Genomic DNA, 23,292 nt, shown 5'->3' on the forward strand with positions numbered 1-23,292 from the left:
CCTGCAGCGTTTACGAAACCGTCTCCGCGGCGCCGGCTCCGTGGTCGCCTCGCGAGGGCCAAACCTTCGCACGCAGGCCGGCAAACCACCGGCTCATCCCATCGAGGTAGATGTAGACAACCGGCGTGGTGAACAGCGTCATCAGCTGAGATACAATCAGGCCACCGACTATGGCGTATCCTAGCGGCTGGCGTAGCTCTGCGCCGGTGCCGGTGCCGATCATCAACGGCACGCCGCCGAGCATCGCGCACATCGTCGTCATGAGGATTGGACGAAACCGGATGCGGCAGGCTTCGTATGCCGATTGCTCGGCCGTTAGCCCTCTGTTGCGCTCGGCTTCGAGCGCGAAATCGATCAGCATAATGCCGTTCTTCTGCACGATGCCGATCAGCAGGATAATCCCGATCAACCCAATCACGTCGAGACCGAAGCCGAACGCCCAGAGCGTCAGCAGAGCGCCCAGCCCTGCGGACGGCAGCGTCGACAGAATGGTGACCGGGTGAATAGCGCTTTCATACAGCATGCCCAGGATGAGGTAGACGGCGATCACGGCGGCAACGATGAGGATCGGCGTAGAAGACAGCGAGGATTGGAATGCCTGGGCATTGCCCTGGAAGCTGGTCGCGACTGTCGAAGGCATGTGCAAGTCGGCCGTGGCTTTCTGCACGGCAGCTACCGCCGTACCCACCGCCGTCCCGGGCGCGAGGTTGAAGCTCAATGTCACCGACGGAAACTGGCTCTGGTGGTTCACTGAGAGCGGTGCAACACCGTATTCGATCGAGGTGAACTGGCTCAGCGGCACCATAGACCCGTTGGAGGAGCTGACATAAATGCGGTTCAACGCATAGGGCCCAAGCTGGAACGAAGGATCGGCTTCCAGGATGACATAGTAGGTGTTGAGCGTCGTGAAGATCTGGGCGACGTGGCGCTGACCGAACGCGTCATAGAGCGCATTGTCGACCGCCGCGGGATCGATGCCCAACCGAGACGCGGCGTCGCGGTCGATATTCAGCTTGAGCTGGCGGGCGGCATTGGCCTGGTCGGTCGCGACGTCGGCCAGTTCCGGCAGCGTCTTGAGCTTATTGAACAGCTTGTCGGACCAGCTGTTGAGCTCGTCCTGATTCACATCCGTCAGCGTGAACTGATACTGCGTCTTCGATAGCCGGCTCGCAAGGTTGATGTCCTGCGTGGACTGCATGAACACCTGAATGCCCTTTTGCGTCTGCAGCTTGGCATCGAGCTGACGGATCACCTGGTCGGACGAGTACTGCCGCTGCGCGCGCGGCTTGAGCAGCACGAACAGGCGACCGTTGTTCTCGGTGACGGTCGGGCCGCCCGGCCCGATATAGCCGGTTGCATTGGCGACCGAAGGGTCTTTTGCGATGATGTCGATGACATGACGCTGCAGCTCCGCCATTTGGCTCGGCGAGACATCGGCGGACGCCTCCGTGATGCCGGCGATCATGCCGGTGTCCTGCTGAGGGAAGAACCCTTTCGGAATGCCCGCGAACAGCACACCTGTGACTCCTACGCTTGCGAGCAACACCGCCATGGTTAGCGGCTTGAACCGCAGCGTGAGCCGGAGCACGGCTTCGTAGCCGGCCTGGATCGCGACAAAGCCCCGCTCAAGGCCGCGCAACAGCGCTCCCGGGTTCGCGCCGTGCCCTGAGTCGAGAAGGTAGGCGCACATCATTGGTGTCAGCGTCACCGAGACGATAACGGATACCGCGATCGCGACGCACACCGTGACGGCCAATTCCTGGAACATGCGTCCGATGACGCCCCTCATCAAGAGCAGCGGAATGAACACCGCCACCAGCGACACCGAGATCGACATGATGGTGAAGCCGATCTCGCCGGCCCCTTTCAACGCCGCCTCAAATGGCGGCAAGCCTTCCTCGATATGCCGCGAAATGTTCTCGATCATCACGATGGCGTCGTCGACCACGAAACCGACCGCGATCGACAGTCCCATCAGCGACAGGTTGTCGAGGCTGTAGTTGAACAGATACATCACCCCGAAGGTGCCGATCAGGGAGATCGGCACGGAGATGCCGGGGATCAGCGTCGCTCGGACGTTGCGCAGGAACAGGAAGATCACGCCTACGACCAAAGCGATCGTCAGCACCAATGTGAACTGCACGTCCGCCACGCTCGCGCGGATGGTCTGGGTGCGGTCGGAGGCAATCTCGACCTTGATGTCAGACGGCAGGCCTGAGATCAGCTGCGGAAGCAGCTGCTTGATCCGGTCGACGGTGGCGATTACGTTGGCGCCGGGCTGCCGCTGAATCGCAAGGACGACGGCCGGCTTGTCGTTGAACCAGCCATGCAGCGTAATGTCCTCGGCGGCGACGATCGCCTGGCCGACGTCGCGAAGCCTCAGCGGCGCGCCATGCCGATAGGCGATGATGAGGTCGTCATAGCCCTTGGCGGTCAGGATCTGGTCGTTAGTGGCCAGCGTGAAGGATTGCTGCGCCCCGTAGAGCGCGCCCTTCGGCTGGTTGACGGTCGCGACGCCCAGCGTTGCACGGAGCTGTTCGAGATCGAGCCCCGCCGCCGCGAGCTTCGCCGGGTTGACCTGTACCCGGATCGACGGCTTCTGCGCGCCGCCGATTGTGACCAGCGACACGCCCGGCACCTGGGAGAGTTTTTGCCCCAAAATGCTGTCGGCATAGTCGTTGACCTTGGTGAGCGGCTGGGTGTCCGACGTCAATGCGATCAAAAGCACCGGGACATCGGCTGGGTTGATCTTCCGGAAGATCGGCGGTGACGGCATGTTCTTCGGCAACTGGCCTGAGGCCGCATTGATCGCCGTCTGCACGTCCTGTGCGGCGGCATCGACGCTGCGGTTCAGCGCAAATTGCAGGGTGATCTGCGTATTGCCGAGCCCGCTGCTCGAGCTCATGACGGTCAGCCCTGCAATCTGGCCGAATTGCCGCTCTAAGGGCGTTGCAACCGAGGAGCCCATGGTCTGCGGATCGGCGCCCGGCAACTGCGCGGTCACTTGGATCGTGGGCGTATCCACCGTCGGCAACGCCGAGATCGGCAGTTGAAAGAAGGCAACCAACCCGATCAGGGTAATCCCAATGGTGAGAAAAGCGGTCGCGACGGGTTTGCGAATAAACCCTGCTGAAACGTTCATGGCAGCATCCCTGCACTTGCGGTGGTGGCGTTCTGAACCCGGCTGCTCTGGCTGTCCGGAACGAGTTCGACCCTCGTTCCCGCGCTGAGCCGGTATTGACCTGCGGTCACCACGGTCTCGTTCGGTGACAGCCCCTGCTCGATCAGCACCTTGCCGGCACGCGATTGCCCCGCTACGACCTGGCGCACAGTTACCTTGTGGTCGGGCCCGATCACGTACACAAAGACGCCGTTCGGGCCCTGCTGGACCGCCGTCAGTGGCACGGTCAGCGCATTCTTGCGGACCGCGATGGTCAGATGGATGTTGACGAACGCGCCGGGCCAGAGAGTCCGGGCGGCATTGGGAAAGGAGGCCTTGAGCCGCACCGTGCCGGTCGAGCTGTCCACCTGATTGTCGATCAGCATCAGGCTGCCATGATCGAGCCTGCGGCGGTTCGAAGCATCATAGGCGTCGACCGCGACGTCTCCCGCCGCAATCGCCTTCTGCACATCGGGGATCTCGGTGGATGGCAAGGTGAAGATTACTGCGATCGGCTGCAGCTGGGTCAGCACGACGAGACCGTTGGGATCACTGGGCTGGACGATATTGCCTGGATCGATTCGGCGGATGCCGGTAACGCCATCCAATGGCGCGGTGATCGTGGTGAAGCTCAACTGCGTTTGCGCCGCCTCGAGCGCTGCCTGGTCGAGCTGAATGGTACCCTCGCCCTGCGCCACCTGCGAATTCTGCGTATCCAGCGCTTGCTGGGTGGCAAAGCCACGGTCCGCAAGCGGTCGTGTCCGCGCTAGGTTTGCCTTCGCATTTTTCAGGCTTGCCTGGTCGCGAACGAGCGCCGCTTCCGCCTGGTCCACCTGCGCCTCGTAGACGCGCTGATCGATGCGGGCCAGCACCTGGCCACGTTTCACCTCCTGTCCCTCGACAAAGTCGACGCTTTCGAGAGTGCCCTGCACCTGAGTACGAATGGTCGCGGTGTTGAGCGGGCTGACTGTGCCAAGGCCTTCCACAACGATAGGCGCATCACCTTGCGCGACGCCTGCGGCTGTCACCGGGATAGCGGCCTGTATGGGGACAGGCGTGCGGGAGGCCTCGCCACGGGATGCGGCGCTTTTCGCCGAACCCAGCCAGATATATCCGCCAAAGCCGGCCGCCGCGGTGACTAGAAGAGCTGCACCCGCCATCTTCAGAGGTCTTGGCATCATCATCTTCAAGCTCCGTGTCCGGTGTGACGACCGACCATCGCGGCCAGCTCCAGCACAAAGGCTTCCGCAGCGCTCGCGATTGTCGCTGATTTGTTGGCGACAGCACCAAGTCCGATGACGCGAACGTCAATGTCCGCGCGCTGCAATTGCTCGACGAGGCCATCTCCGGCCCGCCCCGAGCCGTGGTGATGCACGACGAGGCGGATAGCCGCAGGCGTTGGAACGATGGCGAACGAGAGCGGGTGGCAGGGTATGTCGATCGCGACGATCCCTGCGCAGTCGATCGTACCTTGGGCGACGAGCTCGAACGCTCGACGCCCGGTTTCGCCACAACCGAGGAGAATCAACCGCCGGGGGTTGGCCGCCCTTCGCTTCATCAGCGCGGCGATATTGTCGAGAATCGTGGTCCGGTTGACCTGGGTCAGGCCGATGAGAGCCCACATTGCGGAGGGGATTACCTGCCGCCAGGGCGCCAGATCTTCCGGCGCTAGGGTCGACGGTTCCGGGCCGGCAATCAGCACGACCATGATCCTTGCATTGGGCCGCGCCGAGGGCGTCGCGGTGTGACTGACGAAGAACATGCTGGGAAACTGGCGTTCCTCAGCCTATTATTCAAATGAATTGCCTTTATCTCTCAATTCACGTTGTGCATCTAGTCCGCCATGAGACTTCGCAATCTCGATCTCAATCTGCTGCTGGTATTTGACGCCGTACTGCATGAGAGAAGCGTCGTGCGGGCGGCCGATGCGCTTTCGATCAGCCAACCCGCAGTCAGCCACGCGCTGAACAGGCTTCGACACGCGCTGAAGGACAAATTGTTCGTCCGCACGCCGTCGGGAATGATGCCGACGCCGCGGGCCGAGCAGCTTGCGCTACCGGTCCGAAAAGCGCTCAACGAGCTCCAGCTCGCAGTGGAAGGCGACAGCTTCGAGCCGTCCACGGCCGACCGGCGCTTTGCCATCGCGGTCAACAATTATGCCGCAGTCGTCGCGGTGGGCCCTATCGTGGCCGCCGTCCGCGCCCAGGCGCCGAAAGTGCGGTTGTCGTTGGTCCCGAGCGGCACGCTCAATCTTGCCGATCGGCTCGATCGCGGCGAACTCGATCTCGCGATCGCCGCGAGGGAAGCGGCCGGCGAGCGATTTGCCTCGCGGCTATTGATCGATGATCGCTATGTCGCGGCTTTGAGAGGCGGCCACCCCGCGCTACGGAAGAAGCTGACGGTCGAGGCCCTCGCGGCAACGCCCCATCTTGCGATCAGCTCAAGTGGCGAGGATCTGGAGTTCATCGATCAGGCATTGACGCAGAAGGGGACCCGCACCGTTGCACTTGACGTGCCCTATCTGTCCGCTGGTGCTGTTCTGGTCCAATCCAACTTGATCGCCATCCTCGGGCGCAAGCTCGCGCAGGAGTTTCGTCGGGCCCATGCCATCGAGATCCACGAGCTTCCATTCGACACTCCCAGGCTGCGCAGCGTCATGATGTGGCACCGCCGGTTCGACGACGTGCCGGCCCATCGCTGGCTGCGCGACACCATCGTGGCAGCGACAGCCGCAATCTGACGACGAGCGGCATGTGGCTACACCAGAGATCCTCGGTGTGCAGATCAGCCTGATTTTACGGGGGCATTGACCCCGGAAAACCTCATCCTCCAGGCGACGTCACTGCATGGCGAGCGGTTGCCGATGATGCTTCCCGGCATCTGGATCGGCGCGAAGCCCGACGATTACACCTCTTTCAAGACCTTGCGGATAGCGATCTTTGACAGGAGAAAGCTGGACGATATCGGGCGAGCCGCTGTCAGCCGAATGATGTGACGGAGAGAGTGTCAGTCAATCCCCGTTGAAAGATAAAGCATTTTCGACCTTCGTAGACCAAAACCCACCAATTCAGCTACGCGCAGAATTGAAAATTCCTCTGCGCGAGCACGTTGGAAGACCGGCACCATCGGGAGTGGGACTTAGGAACCAACATAGACCGAGCTACGCAGTTCGACACAGAGGACGGACGCCCAAATACTGATCGAGGGAAAAGATCCTGCGTGCCACTGCTGAAATCGAGCCGGTTTTCGGCACACGAACCAGCCAAGCCAGGGCGCCTACGATATCCATGAGCATACTTGGGAGGATGAGCGGGAGCTAATCGGAGATGAGGACGCGCCGGTAGCGCTGTGGGGCGTAGCAACAGGTGCTATTGGCATCGTATCCGCAGCACGAGGCGGCGGGAATTGCGCAAACGCCGCACCTGGCACCTGCGAAATCGCTGCGAACGTCGCAGCCAGCGTCAACGGTTTCTTTCGGGACATAGCGTCTCCCTTGCTAGAATTGCGGCTCAAGGGTCGGCGCTGACGCATCGCGCGGGGAGCTTCGCCCGGGCGCGGCGATTTCGTGCACCGGAGCATCGGCCCCATGCAGTTGATCGCTGTGATCAGGATGAATTCTAAACCACGCCACATACAGCGCCGGCAGAAACAGCAGCGTCAGCAGCGTACCGACGATGATCCCACCCATCATGGCATAGGCCATCGGCCCCCAGAAAATTTCGCGTGCGATTGGGATCAACGCGAGACTTGCGGCGGCCGCGGTCAACAAGATTGGTCGCATGCGGTGCTCGGTTGCTTCCACCACGGCATCCCAGGCGGGCCTGCCCTCCTTCTTGAGATCCTCGATTTGCACGATCAGGATCACGGAGTTCCGGACCAGGATGCCGATGAGAGCCAGCACGCCGAGGATGGCCACGAAGCCCAGCGGCGCGCCGCTTGGCAGCATGGCCATGACAACGCCGATCAGCGCGAGCGGGGCGACAGCGAACACCAGAAACAGGCGCGAAAAGCTCTGCAGCTGCACCATCAGCACGGTCGCCATGATGAACAGCATCAATGGTACGACCGCGACGATCGGCCCCTGGCTCTTGGCACTCTCCTCCACCGAGCCGCCGATCTTGATCGAGTAGCCCGCGGGCAGCTGCTTGGTAAATTCCGCCACCTTCGGCGCGAGCTGGTCGACGACCGTCTTCGGCTGAACGTTGCCGACCACGGCGGCCTTGAGAGTAATCGTCGGGATCCTGGCGCGGCGCCAGATCGTGGGCTGCTCCAGCTCGTAGCGCAGATTGGCGACCGCGCCGAGCGGCACCGATTGGCCGCCGAGCCCGGTCATCTGCAGGTCGCGCAGCGTATCAATCGAAGCGCGCTCCGGCGCGGTCGCTCGTCCCGTGACGTTGACGAGATAAATGCTGTCACGCACCTGCGTGACCGGCGAGCCCTGAAGCACCGAGTTCAGGGTGGTGGCGATATCTTCCGAGGTCACGCCGAGCTGGCGCGCCTTGTCCTGGAGCACGTCGACCTTGACGACGCGCGCCGGCTCCATCCAGTCGAACACCACATTGCCGAGGTCAGGATTGCTGCGGATGACGCCTGCGAGATTCTGCGCGAGGTTGCGTACCTCGGCGATGTCGGGGCCGCTCAGGCGGTATTGCACCGGACGTCCCACGGGAGGGCCGACCTCGAGCAGCTTGACGTAGGTGTCGGTGCCCGGGAACGTCTTCCTCAAATAGTCCTCGAACTGCGACTTGAGCTTGTCGCGCGCGGCGATGCCGCCCTTGGTCACGATCACCTGCTGACCGAACCAGGTGTTGGCGGTCTGCAGGTCGAACGACAGAACGAAGCGCGGCGCGCCGGTGCCGACATAGGTGGACCAGTGCTCGATGGAGTCATTGCCCTGCAACTGCTCGCGCTCGAAGCGCGCCATCTGGGTATTGGTCTCGGTGATCGAAGCGTTCTGTGGCAGGTTCCAGTCGATCACGAGTTCGGCACGGTCGGACGAGGGGAAGAACTGCTGCTGCACAAACTGCAAGCCGAACAGGGCGAGCAGGAAGGCCCCGGCCGTGACAGCGACGGTGCTCCAACGGTGATGCATGCAGAACAGCAGCAGGCGCGCGAACATCTGCGCGACGCGCCCCTTTTGCTCGTGGTGTCCCTTCATCTTCGCTGGCAGAATGGTGACGCCGAGCAACGGCGTGAACAAGACGGCCACGATCCAGGAGACGATCAGCGACACCGCGATCACGACGAACAGCGTGAACGTGAACTCGCCGGCATTGCTGCTGTTGAGCCCGATCGGGATGAAGCCAGCAACCGTGACAAGCGTTCCCGTCAGCATCGGGAACGCGGTCGACGTATAGACGTGGGTTGCCGCCTTTTCGAGGGGATCGCCGATCTCGAGCCGCGCCACCATCATCTCGACCGCGATCATGGCGTCGTCGACCAAGAGGCCAAGCGCGATGATCAAGGCGCCCAGCGAAATGCGCTGCAGCGAGATGCCGCAATAGGCCATCACGACGAAGGTGATCGCGAGCACGAGCGGAATGGCGATGGCGACCACGAGACCGGCTCGCATGCCCAGGCTCAGAAAGCTGATGCCGAGCACGATGATCACGGCCTCGAACAGGGCTTCGGTGAAGCCCGAGACCGCATGTTCGACCACGACGGGCTGGTCGGCAACCAGGTGGACGCCGACGCCGATCGGCAGGTCGGCGATGATCTTCGTCATCTCCTCCTTCAGCGCCTCGCCGAACTGCAGCAGGTTGGCGCCGGATTTCATGCCGATCGCGAGGGCGATGGCGGGCTGACCGTTGTACCGAAACAGGGTTGACGGCGGATCGGCATAGCCGCGCGTGATGGTCGCGACATCGGTCAGCGGGAAGAAGCGGTCGTTGATGCGCAGATTGACCGCCTTCAGGCTCGCCTCCGAGGTGAACTGGCCGTTGACGCGGACGCTGATCCGCTCCGGCCCCTCCTGGAACACGCCGGAGGGCGCCACCGCGTTCTGGCCCTGGAGCGAATTCATGATGGCGTGGACGTCGAGACCGAGCGCTGCGATCTTGCGGGTAGAAAATTCCAGATAAATCACCTCGTCCTGCGCGCCGAGAATGTCGACCTTGCCGACATCGGGCACCGTCAGCACCTTGGCCCTGACATCCTCGACCTGATCGCGGAGCTGTCGCTGGCTCAAGCCGTCGCTGGTGAAGGCATAGACGTTGCCGAAGACGTCACCGAAGCGGTCGTTGAAACCGGGCCCGATCACGCCTTGTGGGAAATCGCCCCTGATGTCTGCGATCATGTTTCGGACGCGCACCCAGGTCGGCTTGACGTCGGCCGCCTTGGTCGAATCGCGCAAGTAGACGAAGACGGTGGCCTGACCCGCGACCGTTACACTCTTGGTGTAGTCGAGCGATTCCAGTTCCTCCAGCTTCTTCTCGATCCGGTCGGTGACCTGACGCGTCATCTCCTCGGGCGAGGCGCCCGGCCACTGCGCCTGGATCACCATGGTCTTGATGGTGAAGTCAGGATCCTCCTGTCGTCCCAGCTGGAGATAGGCAAACAGGCCGGCCGCCATGAAGGCGATCATGAAATACCAGACGAGCGAACGATGGCCGAGCGCCCAGTCCGAAAGGTTGAAAGACTTCATGGCTCTTGATCCTGTTCGATACGGACGTGTTGTCCGGGCTTGAGGCTGTGGACTCCGGCGGTGACGACGCGGGCGCCGGCGGCAAGTCCGCCGGTGACGCGGATGCCCGCCTGTTCGGCGACACCATCGATCTTCTGCAGCGAGACGGTGCCGGCGGACTGATCGACCACCCAGACGAAATCTGCGCCGTCCCGGGCGAGCACCGCTGATGCGGGTAGGCGCAAGACCTTGCTCTGGTCCTTCCCGAGCTTTGCCGTGACGGTCGCGCCAAGACGGAAGCTTTCGGGCGGGTTGTCGAGCGCAATCCGGACACGTCGCAGCCGCGTCACCGCATCGGCCTGCGGTGCGATTTCGCGGATGCTGCCTTCGACCTGAACCGCGGGAAGGAGCTGCAGGCTGACGGTGAACGGGAGACCGACTTCGAGCGGCACTGGTAGGTCTTCCCCGATATCGACGACCGCCTCGCGAATGTCCGGCCGCGCGACCGTCACTACGGTTTGACCGGGCGAGACCACCTGGCCGACTTCCGCGCCGACGGCGGTGACGACACCGCCGAAGTCGGCCTTGATCTGGGCATAGCCGAGTTGCTCGATGGCTTTGGTCAGGTTCGCCTGCTCCTGCGCGACGCTTGCTTCGGCGCCGGCGCGGGCCTGCTCGGCATTATCCAGCGTCTGCCTGGTGGTCGCATCGCTGGTGATGAGCGTGCGTTGCCGCTCCTCCGTGGCCTTGGCCGTCGCAAACTGCGCCTCGGCCTTCGCAAGTTGAGCTTTGGCCGCGCGAACGGCGAGATCGAGTGCAGTGGGATCAATCGTCCCGATGATTTGTCCTTCGCTGACGATGTCGCCAACGTAGACCGGGCGCGAAGTCAGCCGTCCGAGCACGCGAAAACCAAGGTTGGTCTTGTAGCGCGGCTCGACGACGCCGACGGCAACCGTACTGTCACCGCTGTTCGGCTTGGCCACCATTGAGAGCACGGGGCGCACGGGCTCCGGCGCGTTCATCTCCTGCTGGCAGTCGGTGAGCAACGAGGCCGCCGCGAGCGTGCCAGCGATCATCATGACCTGTCGCTTCATGACTGATCTCCCTCCTCAGTGACCGACTGGCCGACACTCAGAAGCTTGCCGCCGTCGACGACGACGCGCTCGCCGGGCTCGAGGCCTGACTTGATCAGCACCTGACCGGCTTCATAAGCGCCGACCGTGACGGACTTCAGCGACGCAGTCTTCGTTTTCGGGTCTACGGTCCAGACGGCAGGCCTCCTGCCTGCGGCCATCAGCGCGCTCCAGGGCAAGGTGATGTCCTTCTGAGCTTTCGTCTTGACAGTTCCGGCGACGGCGCTGCCCAGCGTCATCGCGGCCGGCGGATTGTCGATGGACACCTTGACGCGGATCGTGGAGCTCTTCGCGTCGATCGCCGGTGAGATCTCTCTCACCTCACCCGTCGCGATCACGGCGGGATCGGAGACCAGCGCCAGCGTGATGCGGCGGCTGTCGGTCTCGCCAAGAAATACGGATTCATAGACCTCAAAGACGGCATCCCGCTCCCCATCTTGGGCAAGCGAGAACACAGGCTGGGCAGCCGGAACGACCTGGCCGACCTCGAGGTTTCGAGCGGTAATGACACCGTCGGCTTCAGCGCGCAGGACGGCATAGCCGAGCGCATCCTTGGAGGTGCCCAGTTGGGCCTTGGCGGCTTCCAGCACGCCCTCTGCGGTTCGTAAACCTTCCTGGGCCTGGTCGTACACGGTCCGGGTGGTGAAGCCGCTTGCGATGAGCGCTTTCTGACGTTCGAAGGTAGCCTTCGCCACGCGCAGCTGGGCTTCGGCCGAGGCCACTGCCGAGGTCGCGGCATCGACGTCGGCCTGTTGCTCCGCCGGATCGAGACGGGCGAGAACGTCGCCTATGTTGACGTGAGCACCGACGTCCACGGTACGGGCAACCACGCGTCCGCTGACGCGGAAAGATAGATCGGCACGAAAGCGCGCCTGGATCTCCCCGGTCAGCGTGAGAGAGGCTTGCCGGTCGCGCGGCTGCACGATCGTGGTCCGGACCAGTGTGGCGCGCGCGGCCGTCTGTGACGCGCGGTCGTTGCAGCCGCTCAGCGCGACGCCGGCAAGCACGGCCGCCGCGACGAGGGCCTTGGCCGCAGGGAGCGTCCGAAGCGGATCGGTCGGATTGGAAGAATGGGTTGTCATGACGCGTCCGCAGGATGGGAAGGCGACAGCAGCCCGCCAAGGACATCGGCGGACCGACAGGGGAGGACCAGCTCGCGGTCGTGCTGGCACAGCAATCCCGCAAACGGGTCTATCGCAGCGGTAGGCCCGCATTGATCGGCCGCTGCGCTGGCCTTCAACACCACTTTGTCTGAAGCGGCAGCTCTCGTGCGGCGCGGAGCCCTCGCCTGGCGCGTCGCGATTGACCGGTTTGGACCCAGTTCGCGCTCGCTGAGCGGAAAAGAGAGGACAATCGAGGTGAATTCGGCGCCAAAGCCTTGCTCGATCCGGCCGCCGAGAGCCCTGGCAAGATCTCTCGCTGTTCGCAGTTCGCGGTCAGAGACGTCGCGCGCCGGGCGCGAGCCGTTGTCCAGAACGACGCAATTCACCAGGGCGCCGGCGCGCGTCAGCTTGACCTTGATCTGCCCGGCCCGCCCGTCGAAGCAGGCGTGCCTAGCCGCGTGCATCACGAGTTCATGGACGATCAGCCCCAGGTGCCAGCAGCGCTCCGGCTGAAGCGCGAGGCAGTGAGTCGCGAAGGCCAGTTGAATGTTCATCCGGTCCAGCAGCGCTCGGCGCATGCCACCTTCCAATTTGCGAATGTAGGTGGCGGCGTGAATCAGCGTATCTCCCGCAGGCATCGCCAGAGCGCGATGCACGTCGGCATAACCGTGCAGCAGCTCCACGACATCGCTGAGTGCGCTTTTGGCTTCCTTCCCCTCGACCCGAACGGCGGCGGCGGAGACAACATCGATGGCGAAGGCAACCCCGTTGGTGACCCTGTGATGCAGTTCGCGCAACAGAACGCGCTCCGGCAAGCCGGACGGGTCTGGGCTCAAGATAGTCACGACACTCTCCTCATTTTGCTCGGACGATTGGGCTCGAACGCCCCACCTATGCGAGCCTGATCCTCGCAGGAGCATTCGCCAGGCCCGCAACCATCGAGCCCCCACTTAATAAACTATACCGTATATTTTCTTTTTCTTGCCTTTCTTTGCGGCCCGTGTCAAGTGGGAAACCGACGCGCACAGATTCGTGATTTTGGAGGTCCAAGAATGAAGAAGACGAAGCGAGGCAGACCGCCCAAGGATCTTGCCGGCGACGCGCAGGCGCGAATTCTCGATGCAGCCCAGCAACTGTTTCTCGAAAAAGGCTTCCGCAGCGCAAGCATCGACGACATTTCCGAACTTGCTCCCGCGAGCAAGCCGACCATCTATGCTCATTTCCCCGGCAAAGAAGCACTGTTCGCGGCCGTGGTGGCTCGCAGCATCGACGGGCTGACGGATTTTGAGGGCTTCTCGCCCGAAGGCCGCACCATCGAGGACAAGTTGATGAGCCTCGGAATCGCCATTGTCGATAGGGTTATCGAGGAGTCGCTGGGCATGGTCCGGGCGACGATCGCCGAATCTCAGCGGTTTCCCGAACTGAGCCGCAACGTCCACGACGCCGCGCGCGATCGCTCCCTGGCTGCGGTGTCGCAGTGGCTGGATAACGCCACCCAGAAGCTTGCCCGTACACCAAGGGGACCGTTCAGCGCCAAACGAAGCCGCGCCACGGCGCAGATCTTCCTTGACCTGGTCCTGCTGCCGATGCTGTTTCGCTCGCTCATCGGCGAGACGCCGAAAGACCTGAAGAAGGAGCTTCCCGGTTTCGTGCGCGAACGGGTCGGCTTCTTCCTGGCGGCGTGCGAGTCGGACTGGTACCACTAGTTGCAGGCCTGCCGTCTGATCGCGGGGCCGCCCGAGCCGATCCGTCAGCGGCCCACCGCTATCTCCAGGTGCGATGCCATATCGAGCGCTTGCACCGACGGCGTGCGGCGCAACGCACCCGTACAGAAACTCAACATTTCCTCGAAACTCGGCCGAAGCGTCATCACTCCGGTCCGCGAGGGATTGAGGTAGACATCAAGGGCCTCCAGAAGGCAGCAGGTCAATGCCATCGGACTGCCGTCCCGCAACTCCCCGTTTTCTTGACCGGTGCCGATCACTGGCCGGACCACCCCCCTGATCTGGTCCTCGTAGGCGAGGACGACGGACCAATTCTGCCGAACCGCCGAGGCCAAAAGGTCCTGCAGTCTCCGGTCCCTTGCGGGTCGACCTTCGTTACACTCGGCAATCGCCTTCAGGATTGCGGTCAGGCGCCGCAGCACCGACCCGCCGCCGCGCCCCGCCTCGGCTGCCGCGCTCACGATCTCATCGAGCAATTCACCTACGACAGCCTCCTCGATCGCCTGTTTTGAGCGAAAGAAGCGATAGATGTTGGCTGAGGACATCGACAAGCTCCGGCCGATGTCGGCCACGGTGGTCTTGTTGTGACCGATCTGACAATAGAGGGCCTTGGCTGCCCGCACGATCCTGCGGCGCCCGCCCGCATTCCTGGTCCGGTCGTCAATCTGCTCCCGCATCACGCTTCTCACGGAGCTGGCCGGTTCATGAGTTCGCGACGGCAAGCTTCGCCGAAATCGCGCAATGGATCTATTTCCTCGATGAAGTTGGGCAGATCCACAAACGTGCGATTTGGCGACAGATAGGTTTCGATGATCAGACGCCCGGTGCGCTCGGCGGCCTGAACAACCTCGTTGCTCGAGAGAATCCGCATTCGTCCCACCAGCGTATGGAGACTGACGAGCTGCGGAATTTCTGCCTGATCATTGACCAGGGCCTCGGCGTAGAGCCGTGATGCTTCCTCGATGAAGCTGCGATACAGCCGCTCACGCTTCGAGAACGAGCGGGCGTGATGACGCTCACGCAATTTACGTCGTCGGCTGAACCATCCACTCACGATGGTCGAAACCGATCCGAACGCAGAGCCGCCGAAGGCGGCCAAAGCCGGTATGTACATGGTACTCATTATGTCGCTCCTGTTTCCAAAAGGATTGATGCAATCAACGCGGATCTGATCTCGCCCCTGCGAAGCTGCTTCTATTTGGCCCTGTCTGATCCGGTGCTCGCCTGCTCGAACACTGTTTTGCACGCTTCGCTGAGGTCCGACTTCCTGAGCCGCAGACAGGCTTCTACTCCCGACGGATCGGGAATGTAGACACTGCACAGACGAAAGGCGTCGGGCGCACAGGCCGCTCTCTGCTCCGGAGTGCCACGGTTCTCCTGGGCGGACGCGGCTGAGCTCGCAGCCACGACCCCCGCGCCGATGAACAGCGCCAGCGTCAATCTCATCACGTCGAATCCTCTCACCGCTTGAAGCTTCTGGTTCGCCGGAGCGGAGCCTCGCTTCGCCGTAACGCGTTTGTGAGGCCCTTGCCTTTGACATCAACCATGAAGCATGTTTTATATGAAATATACGGTATAGTTTATTAATGAGGTCGAGAATGTCAACTCTTCTCTTCGCGTTGATGCGTGAAAACCCCTTACCGGGGCTCGCCGCGGCGTCGCTGAACGTTGTCCTCGCTTTGTGTCTCGTGGTCCTGAGCCTGCTGCTCGGCATCACGATCTCGATGGTCGCGTGGGTCCGAACCCTCGTCCGCCGGCTCAGTACCGTCAGGCTTGGCCAGGAACGGAGGACATTCGCATGACGCCAGCTCTGCTGATGGCCCGCAACAGCATCATTTACTGGGTCAACGTCTGGCTCGCGCCGCTCGAATGCATGTTCGACATGATCGAGTCCGAACTGGCGCGCAGAGGCGTTGCGCCCGACGAAATCGACTATCACGCGCACACCGCGTGAGACGGCATCCGGAGTCCTGGCGTGCCGAACATCGCCGAAGTTTTGAAGTGGCAAATGCCGAGCACGCGAGCCGGCATCGCGCCCTTTGGAGTATCCGACAATGAGACTGAATTATTCCGCTGCCAGGCGACGCGTGCCGTGAACCGACGATCCCTCGAGTTCATGCGCGCGAGCCGATCGACTGATCACGGCCTTCCCTTGCGCGGCTATTTTCTTACGGTTGGCAGCGCCCTGGTCTGCTTGCTTCTGGCGACCGACTGGGTGCTGCCGGTGCAGCTCCCGGACCACTTTGCCGGACCAGATGCTGTGCGGCCTTCAATTCGCGTCCACTCCGGCCTCAAGGGACCGGAGCGAGTCGTGATCGATACCAATCAGCTCCTGCCGTCATCCGCTGACAAGGAGATCGCCGCAGCCACTACGCAGCCGGACCATGCACCCGATACGATTCAAAACACGGGCTCGGACGTTCAAACCGATGAAGACGAGGTTTCTCCCGTGACGATGCCCCCACAACCGCGCAACAGTCTTGCACAGTCGGCGGTCGAGGACGTCTCCCGAAATTCCATTGTATTGGCTTCGCCGGAGATAACCCACAAGCTTTCTCACCTATCTGCCGAGAAACGACGGCAAGCCGCGCGGCGCGCGACACCGCATGGCACTGCGGGATCTTGCGGCTCGGCAGGCCACAGCTCTTGCAGCGATACGTTCGCCCTCACTCGCCTTTGGTAGGCGGTCGACCAATCTAAACGAGGTTCACCAATGTCGAAGAAGCATTTGTTTGCCCTGATTGTATGGTCCGCTGCGCTCACGACGACCGGCGCGGTTGCCGACGTGGCACAAAATCCCGCAGACGGGGACAGGCCGAGCGCGACGGCGCAAAGCGAAGCCGAGGACGCTGCGATCCGGCGCGTACTCACGGAATTCCGCACCATACGAGTCCCGCTCAGCCGGGCAATGGAGATCGCCGAGCGTCTGCATGACGGCTCGAAGACTGCCGACATCAGCTTTGAACTCGCCAACCCACCCGTCTACCGCGTTCGCACGATGAGAAATGAAAACGTGTGGGAGAACGCCATCGATGCAAATACCGGAAGCTTCACGGGCAAGGAGCTGGCGTCTTCCCTGAAGGAGCTCGATCGGGACGATCTCGCCAAGATGACTGCCTTGAAATGGAGCAAGCAGGAAATGTCGGATGCGGTGCAAGTCGCCGAAAGAGCTGCGGCCGGCAGTGCGCTCGCCGGTGGTCTCGTGAGACAAGAAGGCAGGCTGAATTTCGTGGTCGTCGTCGCCGCCGGGGACCATTTGAAGGAAGTGATGCTCGAGCCGCGCAGAGTTGGAAAGCAGAGCGCAAGCCAGCGCTGAAACGCGTGTTCACTTCGCAAAACTCAAGAGCAACCGCACCATGAACTTCCAGCCTCGATCCGAGCTCTTTTCCGCGCAACGACGGTTACCCTTTGACTGCATCGCGCTGCTGTTGCAAGGCGGTGGCGCGCTCGGCGCCTATCAGGCGGGCGTGTACGAAGCCTTGGCCGAAGCCAGCATTGATCCTGATTGGGTCGCCGGCATTTCGATCGGAGCCATCAACGCCGCCATCATCGCGGGCAACCCGCCTGAGTCCCGTGTCGAGCGCCTGCGCGACTTCTGGACCCAGGTCACTTCAACGGCGCCCTGGGACTTATCCGGAACACCTTTCCTTGATTGGGCGAAGAGCGACAACACGCGCAACCTCATCAATCAAATGAGCGCCGGCCTGGCAGCGGCGTGCGGCGCAACCGGATTTTTTTCCGCCCGCCCCATCCCACCCTGGCTGCAGCTCGCTGGCGCCAACGATGCGACCAGTATTTACGACACACGCGCACTCAAGACGACGCTGGAGCGCCTGGTCGACTTCGATCGTCTCAATGATGGAACGACGCGCTTCAGCGCGGGCGCGGTCAACGTACGAACAGGGAATTTCGTCTATTTCGACAACACGACCCATACGATCCGGCCCGAGCATATCATGGCAAGCGGCGCGCTGCCGCCGGGCTTCCCTGCCGTGGAAATCGAGGGGGAGCACTATTGGGACGGCGGTCTCGTCTCCAACACACCGCTGCAATGGGTGATCGAGTCTGATGCCCCGCAGGACATGCTTGCCTTCCAGGTCGACCTCTGGAGCGCCCGCGGTCAACTTCCGCGCAACATGGCTGAAGTCGTCACGCGACACAAGGAGATCCAGTATTCCAGCCGCACCCGCGCCAGCACCGACCAATTCAAGCGCGTGCAGCGCCTGCGGCGCGCACTCACGGATCTGCTTGGCCGACTGCCTGACGATCTCAGCCAGCACGAGAACGTAAAACTCCTCAGCACGGCAGTGTCCCGCAACGTCTACAACATCGTCCATCTGATCTATCGCGCGCGCAATCACGAGGGGCACTCCAAGGATTACGAATTCTCGCGCCTTTCGATGCAGGACCACTGGCAAGCCGGCTACCACGACGCGCTGCGCACGCTGCGCCATCCCGAGGTGCTCGCGCGGCCTTCGAGCCCCGACGGGGTCTTCACGTTTGATCTCGAACAAGACGGCCGCGAGTAGGCCCCACCCCAACCGCCTGGAGAGCACAAATGCGCGAGATTGACGTGAAACAACGAGCCTTTGCGATGCCGCTGACCAACCCGGCGTATCCGCCCGGGCCTTACCGGTTCGTCGATCGCGAATACCTGATCATCACCTATCGCACCGATCCGGCCAAGCTCCAGGCGGTGGTTCCTGAGCCGCTTGAGGTCGACGTGCGAGAAGCTCTGGTCAAGTATGAATTCATTCGCATGCCGGATTCGAACGGCTTTGGCGATTACACGGAAAGCGGACAGGTCATCCCCGTCTCCTTCCGCGGACGCAAGGGCGGCTATACGCATTGCATGTTCCTCAACGACGAAGGCCCCATTGCGGGCGGGCGCGAGCTATGGGGCTTTCCGAAGAAGCTCGCCCAGCCGACATTGCGAACCGAGATCGACACATTGATCGGCACGCTGGATTACGGCCCGCTCCGGGTTGCGACCGGGACGATGGGCTACAAGCATCGCGCGGCCGACTTGTCGAAAATCAAGGCGGCCCTGAACGAGCCGAACTTCCTGCTCAAGATCATCCCACATGTCGACGGCAGCTCCCGCATCTGCGAACTCGTCCAATATCATCTCGAAGACATCGTGCTGAAGGGTGCCTGGGCCGGACCCGCGGCCCTCGCCTTGGCGCCCCACGCCCTGGCGCCCGTTGCCGACCTTCCGGTCCTGGAGATCATCTCTGCCGTCCACATCCGCGCCGACCTTACGCTCGGCCTCGGAAAGGTGGTGCACGACTATTTGCAGCAGCCGGCTCGCGGCTCGATTCGAGCCGGTGAGAAAGCCTTGGTCTTTTAAGTTCAACTGGGCGTCGCGAACTCCGGCGCAGCAGCTATCGTCATTCGCATGTGTAGTGAGGAAAGTGTACGAAATGGGATTTCTGAACGGAAAGACAGCTGTCGTCACCGGCTCGACCAGCGGCATCGGCCTCGCGTGCGCGCGAACCTTTGCCGGCGCGGGCGCCAACGTCGTCATCAACGGCATGGGCGCGCCTGCCGATGTCGAGCAGGAGCGTGCCGCGATCGAACGCGATTTCACGGTCAGGGCGATCTACTCACCCGCGGACATGGCGAAGCCAAGCGAGATTGCCGAGCTCATCGTTCTCGGTGAGGAGATCTTCGGCAGCGTTGACATCCTGGTCAACAACGCCGGCATCCAGCACGTTTCGCCGATCGAGGAATTCCCCGCCGAGAAGTGGGATGCGATCATCGCGATCAACCTGTCTGCCTCTTTCCATGCCAGCCGCGCGGCGGCACCAGGCATGAAGAAGCGCGGCTGGGGCCGCATCATCACCACGGCCTCGGCGCATTCGCTGGTCGCCTCGCCCTTCAAGTCGGCCTATGTCGCAGCCAAGCACGGCATTGCGGGCCTTACCAAGACCGTCGCGCTGGAACTCGCTCGCTCGAAGATCACCTGCAACTGCATCAGCCCCGGCTACGTCTGGACGCCGCTCGTCGAGAAGCAAATTCCGAACACGATGGCGGCCCGGCGCATGCGGCGGGATGAAGTCATCAATGATGTCCTGCTCGCCGCGCAGCCAACGAAGGAGTTCGTCACCGCCGAACAGGTTGCTTCGCTGGCACTGTTCCTGTGCAGCGACGATGCCGCTCAAATCACGGGCGCCAACCTCTCGATGGATGGGGGCTGGACGGTCGCCTAGCCAGTTCAATTCACGGAGCTTCAATCATGTCCCCTGTCAGGCGAGCCAACCGGAACGAGACGATACGCCGTTTCCAGCTCAACCCTTCGGAAGATAACCGCCTTGCGAACGCTCTCCGCGCCTGTGAGGAGATATTCAATGAGGATGTGCTGCCAGGCGACGCCGAGTTGATGGCTCCGAGCGACTTCTACGCAGCGATGGCTCCCGGACCGTCGCGCACTTGGTCAACGGCGCACGGTGATGAGGCAAGGCTGTTTCCCTATCTCGCGGCCTGAGGGACGCTGCATCAGACAATCGGGGCGGTCGACTCAAGTCAACATCTGCAGAATTGACTTGGGAGATCATTCAATTCGAGCACCGAGCGGAGACGATCATGTCAGAGCAGAGCAACGTGCATTTTTACCTGAATTGGGCCAAGGAGCGCATCGACGAGATGGATGCCGCACTCGCCTCGTTCGAGATGAAGGCCGGGCAGGCGAAGGCCGAATCCAAGGTCAAAGCAGGCAGATCATCGCCGATCTGAAGAAGCGCCGCGACGAATTCCAGGTGCAGCCCAAGGCGCAAACCGAAGCCGGCGAAGCGGCCTGGGCACGCAGCAGGACAGAACTCGAGAAGCAATGGAGCGGGTTCGAGGCGCAGATGAAGACCTACTTCGAAAGCGCCGGCAAGCAGCTCGAACAGCAGCAAGCGACCTTCAAGGACATCGCCGCCGCGCAGGCAAAGGCTTGGCGCGAGGCCGCAGACACGTTCCGTGAGGCGGCCGGCAAGGTGGCCGCAACCCACACCGGGGACCTTGATGCAGCCCTCAAGCAGATGAAATCCGATGCATCAGAGGCGGAAGCGCGTCTGCAGCAGCTAAAGCAGGCCGGCAGCGAGTCATGGTCCGTGCTGAGCGCAGCGCTCGCGGAATCCCGCAACGCGTTCGATCGGGCCAACCAAGCGGCTTGGAATGCGCTGAAGGGCTCTAGCTCGAAGAGCTGAGCGCGCTCGCTTTACCAGAGACATATCCCGGGGCGCAGTTAAACGAGCATTGGACCTATCAAGCTGAGCCATGTTCGTGTGCTAACGCCAGGCTTTGTCGTCCTGCCTCCCATTGATGCATTCGGAGTTGCGACCTGGGAGTGTCATAGCTAGCCCTTGGCATGCATCCCGATACGAACAACGAATTCAAGGCGCACGAAATCGGACAAGATCGTAAACCGGCGCACGAGATCGTAGAAATGGCGGAGAGAGTGTCGGTCAATCCCCATTGAAAGATCTGGAATTCCCGACCTTTCCAGACCAAAACCCACGATTTGAGCACCGGCCTGAAGAGCCGTTCGGTCGGCGCCGCCGCAGCTTCGGCCAAATATCGAAAACAACCCCATGCAAAGTAGCCGGCGGCCCGCCGCAACCGACGGCTTGCACCGAAACCTCGACACGTCGGGCAAATCCGCGGCACAATTTCACCATCCCACCACTCAGATGCAGTTTGACGATGTTATCCGCGGTCGCAGGAGTATCCGCGGTTACAAACCTGATCCAGTACCCAAGGCGCTGATTGCGGAAATCATTGGTTTGGCGATGCCCTTTCTGTTGTCGATGAACACCCAGCCCTGGCAACTCGTTCAATGCCGACTTAGCACAAGCTCTCAAGCAATCTCGCAACGGCCTCCGCCCCGGGGTCAGCATGCCCTGTCAACCGTTCCGCGCTGATGTAGACGGCTCTTCCAGCATGCGCCTTGGACATGGTGGCCGTCAGGTTCGCACCCTCTCTTGCTGCGCGAGCTGCGTCGTTCAGCCCCTGCGGCAAGGCATCAAGGGCGGGCAGTAGCGCGTCGATCATGGTCCTGTCACCCGGTTGCGCGCCACCCACCTCCTGCATCCTGGCCAATCCAACCTTGAGCGCGTCGATCGGGCTGTGGCCGCTTGATACCGCATCGCCTGCCGCAGCGAAGAAGATCGCGAGCAGGACACCCGACGAGCCCCCCATGGTCTGGCTGAGCTCCTGCCCCAGCGTGCGATAGAGTTGCGTGGGGTCCGACAGCGGAAGCTGACCGACGTTTTGGATCAAGGCGCTCGCCGCGCTCGCAAGGGTTGTTCCGGTATCGCCATCTCCTGCTCTGGCATCGAGCGCGTTCAGATCCGCTTCGGCGGCGATCAGCGCCTTGCAGCACCGGATGAGGAATTCCTCGGTCGCAGGATCGGCGGAAGGCGTTGGCCGCACGCGAGCCAACCCATCGGGCAAGGGCACGATGCAAGGCGCCACGAAAGGCTGAAGCCCCGGCCAGCTACGCAGTGGCGTTTCTGTGGTCAGCAGTTTTTCGTCCTCGGCGCTCAGCGAATAGAGTGTGAGCGAAAAGCCATGCATGTCGAGGGCCGTCATCATCGAGGCAGGACCAACGATATGGGACACCGCAGGGCCGAGCGCGGACTGCCGCAATTCTTGTGCAAGAACCGGCATTTCAAGGGCTGTCGTAGAGCCGAGATTGTTCAGAAGCGCCGCATAGCCGCTCCCGCTCATTCTTGAGACAAGTCTCGCGACCGCGTCAGCCATGGCCTGACGTGCACCGAGATAGGGCAACTTCGCAGCGCCAGCTTCGCCGTGAATGCCAAGCCCCAGTTCAATCTCTCCCGGCCGGATTCGGTTTTCCTTGGGCGAACCGGGCACCGTGCAAGTGTCCAACGACATCCCGATACTCATGACATTGGAGGCCGCGCGACGCGCGGCCGCAGTCACGGCCTCGAGGTCGCCTCCGCTCTCGGACACTGCTCCGGCGATCTTGTGCACGAAGAGCGTTCCAGCGATACCCCGAGGACGGCTGATGTCCGGGATGGCGATATCGTCCTGGACAATCACCATGGCCACTTTCCTGCCCAGTGCTCGTGCCCGTTCAGCAGCAAGACCGAAGTTCAGGCGATCGCCGGTGTAATTCTTGACGATGAGGACACAGCCGGCAGCTCCTGTCACGGCCTGGATTCCTGCCAACACCGCGTCAACGGACGGAGAGGCAAAGACGTCGCCACATACGGCCGCCGTCAGCATGCCCGGGCCGACAAAGCCGGCGTGTGCCGGCTCATGCCCGGACCCGCCGCCGGAGATCACGGCGACGCGGGACTGATCCCAATCCGACCGGGCGATCACGCGTATGAATGGGTAACCGTCCAACCTGACAAGCTGGCCGCCAGAAGCGGCAACCAAGCCGTCAAGTGCCTCTTGAACGATGTGTTCCTTGGAGTTGATGAACTGCGCCATTCTGATCGTCTCTTGGTTTGGGCATCAGGTCGAATGCAACTCCTCGCCGGGCATCGGGAGGTGAGTGCCCGGCGAGGTGGCATGGCCGATGCCTGTGCCTGGT

The 23,292-nt window shown here is 62.2% G+C and carries 25 protein-coding genes and 1 pseudogene; 14 read left to right on the plus strand and 12 right to left on the minus strand.

Annotated elements, in window-relative coordinates; all coding sequences use genetic code 11:
* Positions 1-10: 10 nt before the first annotated feature.
* The 3 genes from ACZBJS_RS03400 to ACZBJS_RS03410 are packed head-to-tail and all read right to left on the minus strand — an operon-like array spanning position 11 to position 4,922.
* Positions 11-3,142: an efflux RND transporter permease subunit gene (locus tag ACZBJS_RS03400; RefSeq protein WP_463438355.1), complete on the minus strand. Its 3,132-nt coding sequence runs from the start codon at positions 3,140-3,142 to the stop codon at positions 11-13.
* Entirely contained in the window at positions 3,139-4,344 is a 1,206-nt protein-coding gene (locus ACZBJS_RS03405; RefSeq protein ID WP_463438371.1) for an efflux RND transporter periplasmic adaptor subunit, read from the minus strand. The genes ACZBJS_RS03400 and ACZBJS_RS03405 overlap by 4 nt, the downstream gene beginning before the upstream one ends.
* A gap of 2 nt (positions 4,345-4,346) precedes the next feature.
* The gene (locus tag ACZBJS_RS03410) at positions 4,347-4,922 is read right to left on the minus strand and encodes a hypothetical protein (RefSeq protein ID WP_463438356.1); all 576 of its coding nucleotides are present in this window, start codon (positions 4,920-4,922) and stop codon (positions 4,347-4,349) included.
* Positions 4,923-5,003: 81 nt separating this feature from the next.
* Between ACZBJS_RS03410 and ACZBJS_RS03415 the strand changes: the two genes are divergently transcribed.
* Positions 5,004-5,900: a LysR family transcriptional regulator gene (locus ACZBJS_RS03415; RefSeq protein ID WP_456827385.1), complete on the plus strand. Its 897-nt coding sequence runs from the start codon at positions 5,004-5,006 to the stop codon at positions 5,898-5,900.
* A gap of 66 nt (positions 5,901-5,966) precedes the next feature.
* A complete protein-coding gene (locus ACZBJS_RS03420; RefSeq protein ID WP_456851604.1) occupies positions 5,967-6,155 on the plus strand; it encodes a hypothetical protein in 189 nt (62 codons plus the stop codon).
* A 501-nt stretch (positions 6,156-6,656) separates the two neighbouring features.
* Here the strand turns inward: ACZBJS_RS03420 and ACZBJS_RS03425 are convergent.
* From ACZBJS_RS03425 to ACZBJS_RS03440, 4 genes are read right to left on the minus strand one after another with little or no spacing between them, the layout of a single operon-like run.
* The gene (locus tag ACZBJS_RS03425; RefSeq protein ID WP_463438357.1) at positions 6,657-9,803 is read right to left on the minus strand and encodes an efflux RND transporter permease subunit; all 3,147 of its coding nucleotides are present in this window, start codon (positions 9,801-9,803) and stop codon (positions 6,657-6,659) included.
* Positions 9,800-10,876 carry an efflux RND transporter periplasmic adaptor subunit gene (locus tag ACZBJS_RS03430; RefSeq protein WP_463438358.1) on the minus strand — a complete coding sequence of 359 codons (1,077 nt, stop codon included), beginning with the start codon at positions 10,874-10,876 and terminating at the stop codon, positions 9,800-9,802. Before ACZBJS_RS03430 ends, ACZBJS_RS03425 begins: the two co-directional genes overlap by 4 nt.
* The gene (locus ACZBJS_RS03435) at positions 10,873-11,997 is read right to left on the minus strand and encodes an efflux RND transporter periplasmic adaptor subunit (RefSeq protein WP_463438359.1); all 1,125 of its coding nucleotides are present in this window, start codon (positions 11,995-11,997) and stop codon (positions 10,873-10,875) included. Before ACZBJS_RS03435 ends, ACZBJS_RS03430 begins: the two co-directional genes overlap by 4 nt.
* The gene (locus ACZBJS_RS03440; RefSeq protein WP_463438360.1) at positions 11,994-12,863 is read right to left on the minus strand and encodes a histidine kinase dimerization/phosphoacceptor domain -containing protein; all 870 of its coding nucleotides are present in this window, start codon (positions 12,861-12,863) and stop codon (positions 11,994-11,996) included. The genes ACZBJS_RS03435 and ACZBJS_RS03440 overlap by 4 nt, the downstream gene beginning before the upstream one ends.
* 207 nt (positions 12,864-13,070) lie before the next feature.
* Between ACZBJS_RS03440 and ACZBJS_RS03445 the strand changes: the two genes are divergently transcribed.
* Positions 13,071-13,724, plus strand: coding sequence for a TetR/AcrR family transcriptional regulator (locus ACZBJS_RS03445; protein ID WP_141340178.1), 654 nt, complete (start codon positions 13,071-13,073; stop codon positions 13,722-13,724).
* A gap of 44 nt (positions 13,725-13,768) precedes the next feature.
* On the opposite strand, the gene ACZBJS_RS03450 is transcribed toward ACZBJS_RS03445, so the two are convergent.
* From ACZBJS_RS03450 to ACZBJS_RS03460, 3 genes are all read right to left on the minus strand, one after another.
* Positions 13,769-14,419 (minus strand): TetR/AcrR family transcriptional regulator, encoded by a 651-nt coding sequence (locus tag ACZBJS_RS03450; RefSeq protein ID WP_463438361.1) that lies wholly within the window; start codon positions 14,417-14,419, stop codon positions 13,769-13,771.
* Positions 14,420-14,427: 8 nt separating this feature from the next.
* Positions 14,428-14,865: a hypothetical protein gene (locus ACZBJS_RS03455; RefSeq protein WP_168857422.1), complete on the minus strand. Its 438-nt coding sequence runs from the start codon at positions 14,863-14,865 to the stop codon at positions 14,428-14,430.
* A gap of 71 nt (positions 14,866-14,936) precedes the next feature.
* Positions 14,937-15,188 carry a hypothetical protein gene (locus tag ACZBJS_RS03460; protein ID WP_141340180.1) on the minus strand — a complete coding sequence of 84 codons (252 nt, stop codon included), beginning with the start codon at positions 15,186-15,188 and terminating at the stop codon, positions 14,937-14,939.
* 152 nt (positions 15,189-15,340) lie between these two features.
* Here ACZBJS_RS03460 and ACZBJS_RS03465 point away from each other — a divergent pair, with 152 nt between their 5' ends.
* The 10 genes from ACZBJS_RS03465 to ACZBJS_RS03510 all read left to right on the plus strand — a co-directional run bounded on the left by ACZBJS_RS03465 (position 15,341) and on the right by ACZBJS_RS03510 (position 20,935).
* A complete protein-coding gene (locus tag ACZBJS_RS03465) occupies positions 15,341-15,544 on the plus strand; it encodes a hypothetical protein (RefSeq protein ID WP_141340181.1) in 204 nt (67 codons plus the stop codon).
* Entirely contained in the window at positions 15,541-15,696 is a 156-nt protein-coding gene (locus ACZBJS_RS03470) for a hypothetical protein (protein ID WP_168857423.1), read from the plus strand. The genes ACZBJS_RS03465 and ACZBJS_RS03470 overlap by 4 nt, the downstream gene beginning before the upstream one ends.
* A 21-nt stretch (positions 15,697-15,717) precedes the next feature.
* A complete protein-coding gene (locus ACZBJS_RS03475) occupies positions 15,718-16,425 on the plus strand; it encodes a hypothetical protein (RefSeq protein ID WP_456851619.1) in 708 nt (235 codons plus the stop codon).
* Between the two features lie 30 nt (positions 16,426-16,455).
* Positions 16,456-17,058 (plus strand): PepSY domain-containing protein, encoded by a 603-nt coding sequence (locus ACZBJS_RS03480; RefSeq protein WP_463438362.1) that lies wholly within the window; start codon positions 16,456-16,458, stop codon positions 17,056-17,058.
* 40 nt (positions 17,059-17,098) lie between these two features.
* The gene (locus tag ACZBJS_RS03485) at positions 17,099-18,271 is read left to right on the plus strand and encodes a DUF3734 domain-containing protein (RefSeq protein WP_456851623.1); all 1,173 of its coding nucleotides are present in this window, start codon (positions 17,099-17,101) and stop codon (positions 18,269-18,271) included.
* 29 nt (positions 18,272-18,300) lie between these two features.
* Positions 18,301-19,092, plus strand: coding sequence for an acetoacetate decarboxylase (locus ACZBJS_RS03490; RefSeq protein ID WP_456851625.1), 792 nt, complete (start codon positions 18,301-18,303; stop codon positions 19,090-19,092).
* Between the two features lie 73 nt (positions 19,093-19,165).
* Positions 19,166-19,954, plus strand: a complete 789-nt coding sequence (locus tag ACZBJS_RS03495) for a 3-hydroxybutyrate dehydrogenase (protein WP_463438363.1) — start codon at positions 19,166-19,168, stop codon at positions 19,952-19,954.
* A 26-nt stretch (positions 19,955-19,980) separates the two neighbouring features.
* Positions 19,981-20,229 carry a hypothetical protein gene (locus tag ACZBJS_RS03500; RefSeq protein ID WP_456827375.1) on the plus strand — a complete coding sequence of 83 codons (249 nt, stop codon included), beginning with the start codon at positions 19,981-19,983 and terminating at the stop codon, positions 20,227-20,229.
* Between the two features lie 98 nt (positions 20,230-20,327).
* Positions 20,328-20,477: a hypothetical protein gene (locus ACZBJS_RS03505; protein ID WP_309143781.1), complete on the plus strand. Its 150-nt coding sequence runs from the start codon at positions 20,328-20,330 to the stop codon at positions 20,475-20,477.
* Between the two features lie 23 nt (positions 20,478-20,500).
* Positions 20,501-20,935, plus strand: a complete 435-nt coding sequence (locus ACZBJS_RS03510; protein WP_456851629.1) for a hypothetical protein — start codon at positions 20,501-20,503, stop codon at positions 20,933-20,935.
* Positions 20,936-21,084: 149 nt separating this feature from the next.
* Here the strand turns inward: ACZBJS_RS03510 and ACZBJS_RS03515 are convergent, their stop codons facing one another.
* Entirely contained in the window at positions 21,085-21,321 is a 237-nt protein-coding gene (locus ACZBJS_RS03515; protein WP_456851631.1) for a hypothetical protein, read from the minus strand.
* A gap of 97 nt (positions 21,322-21,418) precedes the next feature.
* Between ACZBJS_RS03515 and ACZBJS_RS03520 the strand changes: the two are divergent.
* Positions 21,419-21,553, plus strand: a pseudogene (locus tag ACZBJS_RS03520) (nitroreductase family protein); the annotation flags it as partial.
* Between the two features lie 19 nt (positions 21,554-21,572).
* On the opposite strand, the gene ACZBJS_RS03525 reads toward ACZBJS_RS03520, so the two are convergent.
* Complete coding sequence (locus tag ACZBJS_RS03525; RefSeq protein WP_463438364.1) at positions 21,573-23,189, minus strand: dihydroxyacetone kinase subunit DhaK; 1,617 nt, start codon at positions 23,187-23,189, stop codon at positions 21,573-21,575.
* Positions 23,190-23,292: the final 103 nt, after the last annotated feature.

It is taken from the genome of Bradyrhizobium sp. KZN70725, assembly GCF_055264925.1.